General features: G+C 62.4%; 15 protein-coding genes. 7 read left to right on the top strand and 8 right to left on the bottom strand.

Annotation, left to right across the window (positions count from 1 at the left end; translation table 11 throughout):
- The first annotated feature begins 17 nt into the window (after positions 1 to 17).
- Both IPK70_02290 and IPK70_02295 read left to right on the top strand, forming a co-directional pair.
- Positions 18 to 2,009 (top strand): T9SS type A sorting domain-containing protein, encoded by a 1,992-nt coding sequence (locus IPK70_02290; protein MBK8225989.1) that lies wholly within the window; start codon positions 18 to 20, stop codon positions 2,007 to 2,009.
- Positions 2,010 to 2,027: 18 nt separating this feature from the next.
- Positions 2,028 to 3,239: a M20/M25/M40 family metallo-hydrolase gene (locus tag IPK70_02295; protein MBK8225990.1), complete on the top strand. Its 1,212-nt coding sequence runs from the start codon at positions 2,028 to 2,030 to the stop codon at positions 3,237 to 3,239.
- Here IPK70_02295 and IPK70_02300 read toward each other — a convergent pair whose 3' ends face one another.
- From IPK70_02300 to murB, 7 genes are all read right to left on the bottom strand, one after another.
- A complete protein-coding gene (locus tag IPK70_02300) occupies positions 3,240 to 3,857 on the bottom strand; it encodes a hypothetical protein (protein ID MBK8225991.1) in 618 nt (205 codons plus the stop codon).
- A gap of 81 nt (positions 3,858 to 3,938) precedes the next feature.
- A complete protein-coding gene (locus tag IPK70_02305) occupies positions 3,939 to 6,125 on the bottom strand; it encodes a DPP IV N-terminal domain-containing protein (protein ID MBK8225992.1) in 2,187 nt (728 codons plus the stop codon).
- A 42-nt stretch (positions 6,126 to 6,167) separates the two neighbouring features.
- Positions 6,168 to 7,229, bottom strand: coding sequence for a cytochrome-c peroxidase (locus tag IPK70_02310; GenBank protein ID MBK8225993.1), 1,062 nt, complete (start codon positions 7,227 to 7,229; stop codon positions 6,168 to 6,170).
- A 27-nt stretch (positions 7,230 to 7,256) separates the two neighbouring features.
- Positions 7,257 to 8,285 carry a c-type cytochrome gene (locus tag IPK70_02315; protein MBK8225994.1) on the bottom strand — a complete coding sequence of 343 codons (1,029 nt, stop codon included), beginning with the start codon at positions 8,283 to 8,285 and terminating at the stop codon, positions 7,257 to 7,259.
- 59 nt (positions 8,286 to 8,344) lie between these two features.
- A complete protein-coding gene (locus IPK70_02320) occupies positions 8,345 to 8,647 on the bottom strand; it encodes a hypothetical protein (GenBank protein MBK8225995.1) in 303 nt (100 codons plus the stop codon).
- Entirely contained in the window at positions 8,644 to 8,865 is a 222-nt protein-coding gene (locus IPK70_02325; GenBank protein ID MBK8225996.1) for a hypothetical protein, read from the bottom strand. The genes IPK70_02320 and IPK70_02325 overlap by 4 nt, the downstream gene beginning before the upstream one ends.
- Before the next feature lie 167 nt (positions 8,866 to 9,032).
- Complete coding sequence (murB, locus tag IPK70_02330) at positions 9,033 to 10,052, bottom strand: UDP-N-acetylmuramate dehydrogenase (protein MBK8225997.1); 1,020 nt, start codon at positions 10,050 to 10,052, stop codon at positions 9,033 to 9,035.
- A 147-nt stretch (positions 10,053 to 10,199) separates the two neighbouring features.
- Between murB and IPK70_02335 the strand changes: the two genes are divergently transcribed.
- The 5 genes from IPK70_02335 (at position 10,200) to IPK70_02355 (ending at position 15,602) form a co-directional block, all read left to right on the top strand.
- Positions 10,200 to 11,168, top strand: coding sequence for a T9SS type A sorting domain-containing protein (locus IPK70_02335; GenBank protein ID MBK8225998.1), 969 nt, complete (start codon positions 10,200 to 10,202; stop codon positions 11,166 to 11,168).
- Positions 11,169 to 11,194: 26 nt separating this feature from the next.
- Positions 11,195 to 11,446, top strand: a complete 252-nt coding sequence (locus IPK70_02340) for a hypothetical protein (GenBank protein ID MBK8225999.1) — start codon at positions 11,195 to 11,197, stop codon at positions 11,444 to 11,446.
- A 72-nt stretch (positions 11,447 to 11,518) separates the two neighbouring features.
- The gene (locus tag IPK70_02345) at positions 11,519 to 13,252 is read left to right on the top strand and encodes a tail fiber domain-containing protein (protein ID MBK8226000.1); all 1,734 of its coding nucleotides are present in this window, start codon (positions 11,519 to 11,521) and stop codon (positions 13,250 to 13,252) included.
- Positions 13,253 to 13,390: 138 nt separating this feature from the next.
- Complete coding sequence (locus tag IPK70_02350) at positions 13,391 to 14,494, top strand: glycosyltransferase (GenBank protein MBK8226001.1); 1,104 nt, start codon at positions 13,391 to 13,393, stop codon at positions 14,492 to 14,494.
- A gap of 25 nt (positions 14,495 to 14,519) precedes the next feature.
- Positions 14,520 to 15,602, top strand: a complete 1,083-nt coding sequence (locus IPK70_02355) for a glycosyltransferase (GenBank protein MBK8226002.1) — start codon at positions 14,520 to 14,522, stop codon at positions 15,600 to 15,602.
- A 4-nt stretch (positions 15,603 to 15,606) separates the two neighbouring features.
- Here IPK70_02355 and IPK70_02360 read toward each other — a convergent pair whose 3' ends face one another.
- Entirely contained in the window at positions 15,607 to 16,296 is a 690-nt protein-coding gene (locus tag IPK70_02360) for an ATP-binding cassette domain-containing protein (GenBank protein MBK8226003.1), read from the bottom strand.
- Positions 16,297 to 16,362 lie beyond the last annotated feature (66 nt).

Consider the following 16,362-nt stretch of genomic DNA (forward strand, 5'->3'; position numbering starts at 1 on the left):
CTCGCCCAACGCCACGCATGAAACGCATCCGTACCCTCTCCGCTCGCACTTTCGCAATCGCTGTAATCGTAGGCCTCGTGTCCGTGCTGGTGGCTTGGAACCAGGACGGGCTTCCGGAAGCCAAGGCGTACCACTCGCAGGCCGAGATCGACGCTTTCCGAGGCGGCGGACAAGGGCTCTCCAGCGGCGCCAACAACTTCTTCCGCGCCAGCGGCGATTGCTACGGCTGCCACGGCCCGGACAACATCGGCCCGGTGTTCGCCAACCGCGACGCCAACGGGCACGATGTGAACCCCATCGATTCCTGGCGCAGCAGCATGATGGGCAACAGTGCCCGTGATCCCTTCTGGCGCGCCAAGGTGAGCCATGAGGTGAGCGTGAATCCGGGCCATCAGACGGCATTGGAGGACAAATGCACCAGCTGCCATGCACCCATGGGCCGCTACGACAAGCACCTCATGGGAGCGGGACCCTTCAGCATCGCTGAGCTCGTGCAGGATCCCATCGCCCTCGATGGCGTGAGCTGCCTGGCCTGCCATATGCAGAAGCCGGATAGCTTAGGCCTGCTCTTCAGCGGCAACCTGAAGTTCGAGACCAGCGGCATCCTCTATGGACCCTACGGAGGACCGGAGGAAGAGCCCATCTTCGGATCGCCCATGGCCGGCTTCGTGGGCTACGAGCCGCTTTGGGGGCCTCACCTAAGTGATGCAGGCACCTGCGCCGGCTGCCATACGCTCATCACTGAGACCGCCGACCTCGATGGCAATCTCACGGGCGATGAATTCGTGGAGCAGGCCACCTACCACGAGTGGCTCAACTCGTCCTACAACACCGATGCGGATCCCGAGAACGGCCTCAGCTGCCAGGCCTGCCACATGCCGCGCATCAGCGACGCCGTCGTGATCTCCGCCCTCTATGATTTCCTCACCCCGCGCACGCCTTTCGGTAAGCACCACCTTGTCGGCGCCAACGTGTTCATGCTGAACCTGCTCAAGCACAATAACACCGCGCTCGAGCTCACGGCCAACCAGGTGCATTTCGACAGCACCATCGCACGCACCGAACGCATGCTTCAGCAGCAGACCCTCCTGATCGAGACCTCGGTCATCGACCGCACCGCTGACCTCGCGTCCATCGATGTGAAGCTCACCAACCTCGCCGGCCACAAGTTCCCGAGCGGCTACCCCGCGCGCCGCGCCTTCATCGAGCTGCATGTGCAGGACGACGCGGGCAACACCCTCTTCCGCAGCGGCAATTGGGACGGCACCTATGAGGTCGTGGGTCACGATGCCGATTGGGAGCCTCACCACGATGTGATCACCAGCGAGGATCAGGCCCAGATTTATGAGATGGTCATGGGCGATGTGAATGGCGATAAGACGACCGTCCTCGAGCGCGCGAAGGAGCCATTGAAGGACAACCGCCTCGCTCCGCTCGGATTCACCACCTCGCACATCAGCTACGACACCACGCTGATCGCCGGTGTCCCGCCCGAAGACCTTGACTTCAACCGCTTCACCAATGGCACCGAGGGCAGCGGCACCGACATCACGCATTACCAGATCGCCATGGGTGGCTACTCCGGCGCGATCACCATCACCGCTCGCGTGTGGTACCAGAGCGCGCCGCCGCGCTGGATGGAGGAGATGTTCGAGTTCAACACGCCCGCCATCGACACCTTCCGGGACATGTACGAGGCCGAGGACGGCAGCCCGACGCTGGTGAAGGAGGAGGTGATCGTGGATACGAGCCTCGAGATCGACAACCTCGCCGAAGCAGGCATCCGCATCTTCCCCAATCCAGTGCGCGATGGACTGCTCCGCATCGAGGGCATCAGCGAGAAGGTGCGCAGCATCGAGGTGCTCGATATCAAGGGAGCGCGTCTGGCCCTGTTGCGCCGCAACCTCGAGCAAAGCTTCACCGTGCGGCTGCCCGACGCGCCCGGCACCTACCTGGTGGTGATCGAAGTGGCCGGCAAGCGCTTCGTGGAGCGCGTGGTGAGGCCCTAGCGCTTCTACCTTGCCGCCATGAAGACCAGAAGCCTGCTGCTCGTCGCAGCGTTCGCGCCATTGCTCGCGGGCGCCCAGCATCCCGTGATCCAAGGCATCCTCGATGAAGTGCGCATCGACAGCATGATGGGGTGGGTGAGCGAGGTCAGCGGCGAGGTGCCTGTGATGATTGATGGGCAGGAACACACCCTGCTGAGCCGGCACAAGAACAACGAAGGCAACAACCTCGCTCAGGCCTGGCTGATGCAGAAGCTCGTGCAGCTGGGCTATGCGCCCGTGGAGCAGCCCTTCAACAGCACGGGAAGGAACATCCTGGTGACCAAGCCCGGCAACGGGAGCACCGAGGAGATCGTGATCATCTGCGCGCACTACGATGCCATGCCCGCTGGCATCGTGAATGCACCGGCGGCCGACGATGACGGCAGCGGCGTGGCTGCGGTCCTGGAGGCGGCGCGGGTGCTGCGCGACATCGACTTCGTGCATCCCATCGTGTTCGCGCTCTGGGACGAAGAGGAGCAAGGCAAGGTGGGCAGCGCATTCTATGCAGGCGCGATGGCCGCGAACGATGCGCTCATCAAGGCCGCGATCAACATGGACGCCATCGCCTACGACGGCAATGCCGATGCGAAGGCGCGCATCCACACGCGGCCCATCGCCAACTCGCTGGCCATCGCCGATACGGTCTTCAGCGTGCATCAGCAATACGGCATCGGCCTCGACCTGATCCTCACCAACCCCGGCGCCACCTACAGCGACCACGCTTCGTTCTGGAACGAGGGCTACGGTTCCGTGCTCGTGATCGAAGAGTTCACCAACGACGGCAACCCGCATTACCACACGCCCACCGACCTCACGCAATACTTCGACGTGCCGTATTATGAGAAGCTCGCCAAGCTGAGCATCGCCAGCACGGCCGCGCTTGCGATCCCGGTCACGGTCGACATGAACGTGGTGGAGGTCAACGCCGCGCCCCTGACGCTCTACGCTTACCCGAACCCCGCTGGAGATGCCGCAGGGCTATGGATCGAAATGCCCGTTGCCAGCCGTGCGCGCCTTTCAATCCACGATGCGCTTGGCCGCGAGCTGGACCTGCTTCATGACGGCATGCTCCCGAGCGGGAAGTCAGCGTTCACGGTTGACCTGCAAGGGCTGCCGGCCGGCGGTTATGTGGCCCGCGCGGCGATCGAAGGCCGCGAGGTCAGGTCGGTGCGGCTGATGAAGCTGCCCTGATCAGTCCTTGGTGAAGGGCTTGGCCAACACCCGGCCATCGCGCTCGGTGATCAACAGGAAGTAATTCGAGGGCTTCAGCGCGCTCACATCGAGCGCGAGCACGCGACTCGCCACGATGCCCTGTTCCATCACCGCTTCGCCGCTGAGGTTGATCACGGTGATCGATCGCGCATCTACGCCACCCAAGTCAACGGTCAGCCAATCGGCGGCCGGTATCGGGCTCAGGCGCACGTCGGCGGTTTCCCCCACCTCGGCCACGCCCGTGGGGTCGATCACCGTGATGGTGCCGAACTGCGTGGCTGCATGCCCATTCCCATCGCATTCGTAGTTGTACACGCCCGGGATGGTGAAGGTGAAGGTGTACGTCCAATTCCCGCTTGCGGTGTTGCCGCTCGTGAAGCCTTGCGGATTGCTCGGGAAATCGCTCAAGGTGCCATTCACGTTGTGCGTGCCGCTCTGGTTCTCCCAGCGCACCTGATCGCCCACGTCGATGGTGAGGAATTGCGGGCTGTAATAGGGGTCGGTGCTGCCGATGGTGCTGCCTCCGGATTGCACGATCCAGAGTGCGGCGGAAGCGGTGAAGGGGAGAAGCAGCAGGGATGAGGCGAGAAGACGCATGCGGTTCTTGAGTTTGGCGCGAAAGATACCCGGGGTACTAACCGGGCCCGATCTTCCTGCGCACCATGCTTGGCATCGCACTCACCGGACGTCCGGCCGCACGTGTTCGTCGATGTAGCCCAGCACCTTCTCCATCAGGTGCAGGCGGTCCTTGCCGCGCACGTTATGGCCATGGCCCGGGTAGTTGAAGAATTCCACCTGCACGCCAGCGGCCACGCAGGCCTTCAGGAACTGGTAGCTGTGCTCGGGCACCACGGTATCGTCCTTGCCGCCAGTGATGATCAGCAAGGGGTCCTTCAGGTCCTTAGCGAAGTTGCTCAGGGTGGTTGCGGCATAGCCTTCAGGGTTCTCCTGTGGCGTGTCCATGTAGCGCTCGCCGTACATCACTTCATACAGGCTCCAATCGATCACCGGCCCACCGGCTGCGCCCGCTCTGAATGCGCCGGGATGCCGCGTGAGCATGGCGGTGGTCATGTGCCCGCCGTAGCTCCATCCGTGGACGGCTAAGCGGTCGCCATCGACCCAAGGCTGTTCCTTCAGCCAGGCCACGCCGCGCATCTGGTCCTTCACCTCCACCACCCCGAGCTGGCGGTGCACCACTTGCTCGAAGTCACGGCCGCGGTTCGGTGTTCCATGCCCATCCACGGTGAAGACCACATAACCGCGCTCGGCCGCGTGAAGCATCCATGCGGACGCGCCGCCGAGGAAGGAGTTGCTCACCAACTGCACATGCGGTCCGTTATAGACGTAGACCAGCACCGGGTAGCGCTGCCGCGATTGGAAGGTGCTCGGCTTGATCACGCGCGCGTTGAGCCTGTCTCCGTTCTCGCCTTCGATGCTGAGCAGTTCGATGCTGCCCACCTGATGCCCCGCGAACGGGTCCTTCGCGTCAACCAGGGTCTTCATCGCCGAGCCATCGCGCGTGTTGCGGATCATGCTGCGGTTGGGCACCGTGAGGCTGCTCCACGTGTCGAGGAGGTATTTGCCATCGCTGCTGAGCTGGCCGTGGTGCGAGCCAGGCTCGCTCGTGAGCCGCGTGGTGCGCCCGTTGGCGAGGTCGATGCGGTAGAGGTGCGTCTCCAGTGCACCGGCGGGATTCTTCGGGTCGATGTTGCCCGTGCCCTCGACGATCGCGAATGACTCCTTGGGGTCGAGGCCCACGATGCGCTCCACTTCCCACGCGCCTTGGGTGAGCTGGCGCACGAGCCCTTTCTTCACATCGTAGAGGTAGAGGTGCTGCCAGCCATCGCGACGGCTGCGCCAGATGAACTGCGTGGGCCGTGTCTTCAGGTGGCGCGCAGCCTGAAGCGGCTCGATGTACTTCTCGTCGCGCTCGGTGAACACAGTGCCTTCGGCTTCGCCGGTGGCGGCATCGTAGCGCACCATGCGCAGGTTCTGCGTGGCGCGGTCGATGTGGGCCACGAGCAAGTGCTGCTCGTCGGGCTCCCAACTGATGTTGGTGAGGTACTGGTCCAGCGGCTCGCCCGTCTTCAGGAACACGGTGCTGCCTGTGTTCATGTCGTGCACACCGATGGTGACGTGGTGGCTGGCCTGCCCCGCCATAGGGTAGCGGATGGGCTCGAAGGTGCTGGGCTTGGTGCCGATGTCCTCGAGCATGTAGGTGCTCACCATGGATTCATCCATGCGGTAGAAGGCGAGCTTGCCGCCCTTCGGCGCCCAGAAGAGGCCTTTCTCCACGCCGTATTCCTGCCGGTGCACGCTCTGTCCGTTCACGATGCCGTTGCCGCCATCGCTCGTGATCGGCGTGGGCTTGTTCTTGCCCTCGCCGGCGCGCATCACCAGGATGTTATCGTCCTTCACGAAGGCCACGGCTCCCGTGCTGGGCTCGATCTCCTCATGACCGGAACCGGCCTCGATCCTCGTCACGGCCTGCAATTCGGCTTTCGCGAGGTCGTAGGCGTAGAAGCGCTGGTTATGCACGAAGGTGAAGCGGTTCGCATTGCTCCAGGTGATCGGCAACCACGCTTTCAGTTTGGCGCTATCCGGAAGCTGCGCATTGATCGCGCTCAGTTCCACCAGCACGCGGTCCATGCTCTTGCCGATGTCGCCGCGCATGAGCTGCTCGCCCTTCACGTAACTGTAGCGTTGCGCGCCTTCGATCCATTGCAGGCCGCGCAGGCGCTCCGGCGCGAGTTCGGTGCCGGCCTTCAGAACGGCATCTTTCAAGGTGAGCGGTTGCAGCTGCGCGGAAAGCAGCAGGGCTGTGCCAACGAATGAGGGCGCCAGGAGCGCGCGGAGTGCGAGCATGAGATTCGGGTTGCGGTGGGCGAAGATGCCGAAAGCGCTTGATCACTCCGGATCACTGAACGCCGGATCGTTCAGGAAGCGCTCATCGGTGAGGGCTTGCAGGAAGGCCTTGAGGTCGGCGCGCTCCTGGGCATCGAGGTCGATCTGGCCGCTGGTCCATGGCCACATGTGATTGTCCAGATTGGGCTCATTGATGTTCACGCTGTCGGCGTAGAAGTCGATCACTTCTTCAAGCGTGGCGAAGCGCCCATCGTGCATGTAGGGCGCGGTGACGGCAATGTTGCGCAGGCTGTTCACCTTGAAGCGGCCGCGGTCGCTCACGAGTCCGGTGATCTCCGCCAATCCTTGATCCGGTCCGGGCGCCATGCCGATGTTGCGTAGGTCGTGGTCCTGGAAGAGCGGCGCCATGTGGCAGAGGTCGCACTCGGCTTCGCCGAAGAAGAGGTCCATGCCGCGTATCTCGGCATCGGACATGGCCGTGGCATCACCGCTGTAGAAGTAGCGGTCGAAGGGCGAATCGAAGCTGAGCAGCGTGCGCTCGAATTGCGCTATGGCTTTCACCACGCGCACGCTGTCAATGTCCGGTGATCCGAAGGCGCGTGCGAAAAGCTCGGGATAGTTGGGCAGTCGGCGGAGCCGTTCCTCCACCACGGGCCAGCTGTTGCGCATCTCGAGGTGATTCACCACGGGGCCGAAGGCTTGCTCTTCCAACGAAGCCGCGCGGCCATCCCAGAAGAGGAGATGGTCCCAGAGCATGTTCTGCACGGGCATCGATTGCCGCCGCCCCACGGACCCATCCGATCCGAGCGAGAATCTACGCGGGTCGCTGAAGGCGAACTCCTGCTGGTGGCAGCTGCTGCAGCTGATCGAGTAGTTGTCCGACAGCGCTTTCTCATAGAACAGCTTGCGGCCCAGCGCAACGCCTTCCACGGTGAGCGGATTGTCGGCGGGCAGGTTCATCGGATGCGGCAGGTTCTGCGTCCAAGGCGGCAGTTCCAGCGCCAAGGGCGTGGGCCCCGTGAAGGCATCGGCCTGCTCCACGGCGGGATCCTTCCGGCACGCCGCGATGGCGAGCAAGGCGAAGAGGAAGGGGAGGCGCCGCATGCGTGGCGAAGATCGATAGTGCGACGATCAACGGCGGTGACCGGGGGGGCCGAAACGCGGATTAACGAGGAAAGCCGAATCGGTGAGCGTGCGCAGGAAGGCCACCAGGTCCGTGCGGTCCTGCTTGGAGAGCCGCACTTCGCCTTTGCGCCAGGGCAGCATGTGCTCATCGAGCGTGGGCGATGCCGTGAACACGTCATCCGCATAGAAATCGACGACCTGCTCCAGCGTGGCGAATCGGCCATCGTGCATGTAGGGCGCCGTAACGGTGATGTTGCGGAGCGAAGGGGTCTTGAATCGCCCCGCGTGCCAGGGCAGGCCCGTGCGAGCACCCATGCCGAGGTCCGTGGGCACGCTGTCGAGCCCGATGTTCAGCACATGATGCCCCTTGAAGAGCGGCGGCTCGTGGCAATCGACGCAATGCGCGCGGGTGAAGAAGAGGTCCTTGCCGCGCTTCTCCTGCGCATTGAGCGCATCGGCCTGCTTCCCGTAGAAGTAGCGGTCGAATCGCGAATCGAGTGAGACCATGGTGCGCTCGAACTGCGCCAGGGCGAATGCGATGCGCAGGCTGTCGATGCGCGCATCGCCGAAGGCGGCGGCGAAGAGCGGCGGATAACGCTTGTCCTGCGCAAGGCGATGGCTCACTTCGATCCAGCGGCTCGCCATCTCGCGGTGCGCGGTCACCGGCTCGAAGGCCTGCAGCTCGAGGCTGAGGGCGCGGGCGTCCCAGAAGAAGAAATGGTCCCACGCCAGGTTCATCAAAGGCATGCTGTTGCGCGCGGTGCGCTGGCCGCTCATGCCGCTGGAGAAGCGCGCGCTATCCGCGAAGGCGAAGCGCTGCAGGTGGCAACTGGCGCAAGAGAGCGATCCATCGGCGCTCAGCGCTTTCTCATGGAAGAGCATGCGGCCCAGCGCTGCGCCTTCCACGGTGAGCGGATTATCGTAGGGGGAATCGAGGCGGAGCGCGGTGTCGGCGATAGCCCAGGCGGGGAGCTCGAGTCGCAGGGGTGTTGATCCGGTTGGTGCAGCGTTCTTGGGCGGATGATGGCATGCCATCAGGGCCGCGAGAGCGGTCGGAAGTACGAATCGATTCGCTGACATGGCGGGGTCCGGATTCAGCGCCGCCGCTTCTTCGATCGCAATGGCCTGCGACTCGTATGGAAAACACTGTACACAATGGCTAGGCCATCCGTCAACTCGAACACGATGCAATACGGGAAGTCCTGGACCGGGGCGTATCGGAATCCGTTCACCCGTTCAGGGTAGCTGCATGTCACGCGAACCAGGTCCTCAATGGCTTTGAGCACTGCTGTTTCGAAGCGCGCGCCAAGTTTCGGTTGCTCGAGCTCGTAGTGCAATGAGGCCTCCTGCCATTCCTGCCAAGCCAGGTCGCGCAGCTCAATGGCCTTCGCCTTCATGCGCGCTTGCGCTTCAGCATGGCCTTCACCTCCTTCAGGGAGTATCCCTTGCCTTTGCCTTGCCGCCGCGCTTCTCGCCGCTCCTCGAGCATGGCCAATTGCTCCTTGGTGAATCGGAACTCGCCGGCCTCAGCCTCCAACGCCTTGCTCACCTTGGCCAGCACATGTTCATCATTGGTGGCAATGATGCGTTCGATCAGGTCGAGCTTCGTGAACATGATCCCGTGTTTCGGCCAAAGCTATGCGCCGGGCATGCCCGTTGGATGCTGGTCATTGGCATTCAACCCTCAGCCCTCGAACGCTGCAGCATCAGTGACGGCTGTTAACCCTCAACCTGCCTTGTCATCCCGGGCTTGACCCGGGACAACCCTCAACACCCAACCGCCTAGATGATATTCACCTCGCGCTCCAGCTCCACGCCGAAACGCTCGCGCACGCTGCGAAGCACTTGATCGCTCAGTTCCCAGACCTCAGCGCCTGTGGCGCCGCCGTGGTTCACCAGCACCAGTGCCTGCTTCTCATGCACCCCGCATGCGCCGATGCGCCTGCCCTTCCAGCCGCATTGCTCAATGAGCCAGCCTGCCGCGAGCTTGCTGTGGCCTTCGCCTGCTGGATAGACCGGTGCGTTCGGGTGAGCGAGCTTGATGCGCTCTGCGACGCGTGCATCCACCACCGGGTTCTTGAAGAAGCTCCCTGCGTTGCCCAGCACCTTGGGGTCGGGCAATTTGCTGCTTCGGATGGCGATCACGGCATCGCTCACATCCTTGATCGTCGGTTGCGCCACGCCCATTCGGGACAGCTCACCTTGGATGTCGCCGTAGGCGGTGCGGATGAGGTGATCGCGCTTCGTGAGGGTGAAGCTGACATTCAGGATGATGAAACGATCCTTGCCCTCGCGCTTGAAGAAGCTCTCGCGGTAGCCGAACGCACAAGCCGAGCGATCGAAGCGAATGATCTCACCATCGCTCACGCGCAAGGCTTCCAGCGACACGAAGCAATCCTTGATCTCCACGCCATAGGCGCCGATATTCTGCATCGGCGCGGCGCCCACCTTGCCGGGAATCAGGCTGAGGTTCTCGAGCCCGCCCCAGCCCTTGGCCACGCAATGCATCACCAGGTCATGCCACACCACGCCAGCGCCAGCGCGCACCACGACGCGATCGTCGGTCTCGGCTTCGATTGCGATGTCCGGGACTTCATTCAGCAGCACCAGTCCTTCGAAATCGCGGGTGAAGAGGATGTTGCTGCCGCCGCCAAGCACGAGGCGCGGCAGGGCGCTGAGCTCGGGCGCGGCCAGCAGCGCGCGCAATTCTTCCACCGTTTGGAATCGGCCAAGTGCATCCGCCTTTGCGGCTATGCCGAAGGTGTTGAAGGGCTGGAGGTCGGCGTTGCGGAGCACGTCTATAGGCGGACAAGTTTACCGGAGAAAGCACAGCCATGAGTGCAGGGTAATTGCGGCGCCGGATGCCTAGCCTATTGCGATTGCTCTTAGATTCGCTCTGCCGTGGCCAATAGCATGGTCCGAATTAGGTCTGAACAAACACGACCAGACATGCACTCGGCATTCCAGCTTTGCCTTGCGCTGCTTGCGCCCGGCTTGTGCGCACAAAACCTGGTGCCCAATCCGAGCTTCGAGATGGTGGATACATGCCCGCAGTTTCCCCTCGTGCTGGGCTACCAGCCAGGGGCGGTGCCCCAGCATTGGTACAGTTCGAGCGATACCCCGGATTATTTCAACTCTTGTGAGGATAACGATGTTGGCGGTGTACCTAACAACGTTTTCACGCACCAATTGGCTCACGATGGGGGCGCATATTCGGGAATGTGGTCATTCCTCGCGGACGACCATAGGGAGATGATTGGAGTTGAGTTATTGAGCGACCTGGTCGTCGGTGAGACCTACTACGCAAGTTTCTACGCCAACGCTGCTTTCGGCGGCAGTCAGGGAACCGGCCGCGTATGCGATAATCTCGGGTTGCTCTTTTGCACAGCCCCGTACTACTGGCTCTATGGGTCGTCCATGCCGGAATTCGGCTGTCGCAACTACGCGCACGTGTGGTCAACCGAGGTCATCAGCGATACCTCTGCGTGGGTGCTCGTGAGCGGGGCATTCGTTGCGGATTCAGCCTATCGGTACATGGTTGTTGGGAATCACTTCGACAACGCCAACACGGTTACCGATAGCCTGGGCCCGAACCCGAACGCCTATCAATTGGTTGATCAGGTCTGTGTCTCACTGAACCCTTCGCAATGCCCGTTGATCAACGGAGCGGGAGAGTTTTCCAGGACATGGATTGGTGTCCATCCGAATCCTGCGAAGGATGTATTCCAGGTCTCCTGGGAAGGGCGGGCCAACCGACTGCATGTGTTCGATATGGTCGGTCGGAGCATCTGGCAGGCCACAACACAGGGCGAGAATGGTCTTGTGGTCGATGTTGCGCACTGGGCTCGTGGCCACTATGCAATGATTCTCGAAGGGGATAGCTGGTGCTACTCGCACAAGTTAGTTCTGGTGGAGTGACCCTTCTTCAACAAAAACGGTAAACCATGGAGAACTGGAAAACCTTCAAAAGCCTTGGCTTGGTCGTGTTCCTATTCGTCAGTGCGAAAGGCAAGGGTCAAGTATCGCAGCTGAACAATACGGTTACCGCCGTGACCGACTACATAGGCTGCGACGTGAACAGCAACCAGCCGTTGCGATTCACAACGCAGTTGAACTTTCCACATCAATGGCGAACGGATAATGCACTCCGGATGCGGCTTACACAAACGCTTACGGGCCAGTCAGTGAACGGCTAAGGAAACCGGGACCTGTCAGGGCATCTGGGAATTGGCCTGTTCACGGATCCGGATGTGAACCGGCCCTTCTCCATGCTTCACATTGATTCGGCGGGCGGGCAGGACACCGGCTACCGCCCGTGGATGAAGGTGGGCATGACGCTCACTCAATGGTCGGACCTGAGCTACTTCGGCCTGAAATCGGAGAGCAACGACGACAACCATGCGGTGATTGCTTGGAGCGATAACCAAACGGGCTTGGATGGCCCGGACCTGTTGAAATTCATCTTTTTGATGAACAACAACACAAGCGGTCCAACGGCCGCTTTGGACAATGGTTTGGAGGCGGCCCGCTTCCTGCCACACACCAGCGGGAATCAATCGTTCTTCGGTGTTGGAGATTGGTTCACGGCTGGCCTCAATCCGACGGAACGCGTCGATCTTCTTGATGGTCGCTTACGCATCCGCCAGCTTCCGGATGATTCGGAGACTGACCAGGCCTTCAAGGTGATGGTAGTGGACGACACGAACGACCCGTTGGAACGCGGTGTGGTGAAGTGGAAGAACATCAACCTAAGCGCTGATTGCGATTGGGTGGTGCAGACTGGAGACCCGCATGTGTCGAGCGTGTACGATGGGAGCAGCTGCTTGTGGGACCGTCGGCATGGCGTGGGCATCGGCATGGATGTGCCCCGCGCCAAATTGCACGTGCATCACAACAACTATGAGTTGCTAGCTCGCATTGGTACCTGGTCTAGGACCGAGTCGGATGATTTTCAGAATGAGTTCCAGGGGGTCTTGGGCGAATGTGGTCCTATAGATCCTGACGGCTTCTTTGGCCACGCTGAAGGAGTACAAGGACTCGCCTACAACTGCAAGACCACCATCGGTGTGCATGGCCACGGCCGTTACGACTCCCAACAACCGGGAACCGGCACCGGATTCCTGGTGGGCGTGCTCGGCGTGGCCGAGTACGATCAGCCGTGGCAGGCTTCATTCTCCGCAGGCGTGTATGGTCGATCCATAGCCCCGCAAGGCGCTGGCCAGGCATGGGCTGGTTTCTTCCAGGGCGATGTGATGATCACCGGGAACGGTTTTGTTAATGGGGCCATCCCCATCACCTCCGATGCTCAGTTCAAGACCGGCGTGGAGGAATTGACAGGCGCCTCGGAGTTGCTATCTGCCTTGCAGCCGAAGCGCTACTCCTTCAATGACCTTGGGCAATCCGTGGTCGGTTTGCCGGATGGTGAGCAACTCGGGTTCATCGCGCAGGAATTGGAGGAGGTGCTTCCAGATTTGGTGCATGAAACACAGCGACCGGCTGATCTGAATGATGCAGGCGATGTCGTCCAAGAAGCCATCGACTACAAAGCGGTGAACTACATCGGGCTCATCCCGGTCCTGGTTGCGGGCTTCCAGGAATTGCAAGGGCGCGTTGCGGCGCAGGAGTCGGTGATCGCGCAGCTCCAGGAAGAACTCGCCGCCTGTTGCGCCGCCTCGAACGACGATGGCACGCGCTCAATTACGGGGAGCACGACCGATGAGGGCTCCATCACCCCCACCCAGGAGCGCCTGCTCCGCATCGCACCCAATCCCTTCACCGACCGCACCACGCTCTTCTGCACGCTGGAGCACGCAGGCCGCATGCAGTTGCTGGCCAACAGTACCGATGGCCGCAGCTTGATGGTGCTGAGCGAGGGCCAGCGCGAGGCCGGTGAGTTCCAGTATGAATGGAGCACGGAGAAACTCGCGCCCGGCGTGTACTACATCAACCTCTTGCTCGACGGCGAGCCGGTGGTGAAGCGCGCGGTGAAAGTGGGGAAGTAAGGGATTGACCTAAGTGAGATTCCGGATGGCTGGGTCCATCGCGCTTCGCGCGCCCAGCCTCCGTAATGAGGCCTTCGGCGAAATGCGAGTCGAACGAACGGCCCGGAGCAGCAACTCCGGGCCGTTCCTTTGGCGCTCATGCGTGCCCTCGTCTGCGTCACCAACGACCTCAGCACCGATAACCGCGTGCACCGCACCTGCGTGGTGCTGCGCGAGTTGGGCTACGAGGTCCTGCTGGTGGGGCGGCTGTTGCCCGATAGCCTTCCGCTCCAGCGGCCCTACGGTACCAAGCGCATGCGGCTGCTCTTCCGCAAGGGGCCGATCTTCTACGCCGAGTACAACCTGCGGCTCCTTTTCCTCCTGCTCTTCAGCAAGGCCAACCTGATCGTGGCCAACGACCTCGACACCTTGCTGGCCTGCTACCTGGCGAAGGGGAAGCGCGCGCTGGTTTATGACAGCCACGAGTACTTCACCGAGGTGCCGGAGATCCAGGGCCGTTTCGCGAAGCGCGCATGGCTGGCCATCGAGCGCTGGATCTTCCCGAAGCTGCGGCACGTGATCACCGTGAACGGCAGCATTGCAAACGCCTACCGTGAGCGCTACGGAGTGCCTGTGGAGGTCGTGCGCAACATCCCCATGCACAAGGAGCTCGGACCGTTGCCCTCGCGCAGCGATCTGGACCTGCCCGAGGACCGCTTCATCCTCGTCCTGCAGGGCAGCGGCATCAACGTGGACAGGGGAGGCGAAGAGGCGGTGCTGGCGATGAAGGAGCTGCCCGATGCCCTGCTGCTCATCATCGGTGGCGGTGATGCATGGCCTTTGCTGGAGCGTTTGGTCAAGGAGCAAGCGCTTGAAGGCCGCGTGCGCCTCTTGCCGCGCATGCCCTACGAGCGCATGATGCAGTACACGCGCAACGCCGACCTCGGCCTCTCGCTCGACAAGGACACCAGCCTCAACTACCGCTTCAGCCTGCCAAACAAGCTCTTCGACTACTTCCGCGCGCACATCCCGGCGCTGGTGAGCGAACTCCCTGAGGTCGCCGGGATCGTGCGTCGGTACGAGGCGGGCATCGTGATCCCGCGCGTGGAGCCTGCGGTGATCGCCGCCGAGGTGCGCCGCTTGATGCCCGATCGCGCGCGCCGTGATGCCTTGCGGCTGAAGGCTATTTTCGCCGCCACTGAATTGGATGGCGAGCGCGAGAAGGAAGCGCTGAAGGCCTTCCTGCGACGCGTTGGCGGATAAGCATCTACATATCGTCTCCTTCGACGTGCCCGCCCCACCAAGCTATGGCGGCGTGATTGACGTGTACTACAAGGCGAAAGCGCTCGCGGAGCTGGGGGTGAAGGTCCATCTGCACTGCTTCCACTACGGCCGGCCCAAGGCGAAGGAACTGGAGCGCTTCTGCGCCAGCGTGCACTACTACCCGCGCAACACCGGCAAACTGCAGTTGCTCAATGCGCTGCCCTACGTGGTGGTGAGCCGCCGCAGCGAAGCGCTGATGGAGCGCTTGCTCCAGGATGAGCACCCCATCCTCTTCGAGGGGCTGCACTGCTGCTACCACCTCGGCGATCCGCGCCTGCACGGCCGCATCCGGATCGTGCGCGCGCACAACGTGGAGCACGACTACTACGGCGCGCTCGCGAAGGCGGCATCGAACGCCTTCCGCCGCACCTACTTCATCAACGAGGCGCACAAGCTGCAGCGCTTCGAGCCGGTGCTGGCCGAAGCCACGCGCGTGCTGGCCATCTCGCCGAAGGACGAGGCCTACTTCGGGTCGCACTTCCACAACGTGGCGCATGTGCCGGCCTTCCATGCCAGCGAGAAGGTGGAGGTGCCCGATGGACTCGGCGATTTCGCGTTCTACCACGGCGCCTTGGGCGTGGCGGAGAACGATCAAGCCGCGCTCTACCTGGTGAAGAAGGTCTTCGAGGGACTGCCCGTGAAGCTCGTGATCGCAGGCAGCGACGCCAGCGCAGAGCTGAAGCGCGCTGTGGCTAAGGCGCCGAATGCGGAATTGCGCGAGGGCATCTCCACGGAGCAGATCCATGCACTGGTCCGTAGCGCGCAGGTGAACGTGCTGCCCACGTTCCAGGCCACGGGCATCAAGCTGAAGCTGCTGCTCTGCCTCTTCACCGGCCGCCACGTGGTGTGCAACACGCCCATGGTGGAGGGCACCGGCCTCGAAGGGCTCTGCCATGTGCACGACGATCCGAGGAGCATGCGCGAGAGCATCCTGGCGTGCATGGGCAAGCCCGCGAATGGCCAGGCCTTGGAGGAGCGTGCGCAAGTGCTGGAGGAGCGCTTCAGCAACTGGAGGAACGCGGAGCGGATCGTTGGGTTGCTGGGTTAGCGCGCTACACCGCACCCACCGCCCCCAATTCAAGGAGCTTCCCTTCCTCGCAGCGCACCACGCGCGTGTTCAGCTTCTTCATGTGGGTGTAGTCGTGCGTGGCCATGATCACGCTGCGGCCTTGGGTGCTGATGGCGAAGAGCAGGTCCAGGATCTCGCCCGTGGTCTCGGGATCGAGGTTGCCGGTGGGCTCGTCGGCGAGGATCAGCTCGGGGTCGTTCACCAGCGCGCGGGCGATGCTCACGCGCTGCTGCTCGCCGCCGCTGAGCTCGTGCGGCATCTTGTAGCCCTTGTTCGCCAGGCCCACTTTCTCCAGCACCTCCTGCGTGCGGGCGTCCATGGCCTTGCGGTCGGTCCAGCCGGTGGCGCGCATCACGAAGAAGAGGTTCTCCTGCACCGTGCGGTCGCTCAGCAGCTGGAAGTCCTGGAACACGATGCCGATCTTCCGCCGGAGGTAGGGCACCTGCGCTCGCTTCAGTTTCCGCAGGTCGAAGCCGCAGCAGAAGCCCTCGCCCTCGGTGAGCGGCACATCGCCGTAGAGCACGCGCATGAGGCTGCTCTTGCCGCTGCCGGTGCGGCCGATGAGGTACAGGAACTCGCCCTTGTACACGGCGAAGTCGACATTGTTGAGCACCAGGTTCTCGCGCTGGAAGATGCGCGCGCTGTTGAGCTGGACGAGCGGTGCGGTGGACATGATCGGGGGCAAAGGTGCGCACGCATCCAATACGATCGCACCATGGCGCGTTGGCTCTGGCGGCCC

The organism is Flavobacteriales bacterium, from assembly GCA_016712535.1.
Lineage (GTDB): Bacteria > Bacteroidota > Bacteroidia > Flavobacteriales_F > PHOS-HE28 > PHOS-HE28.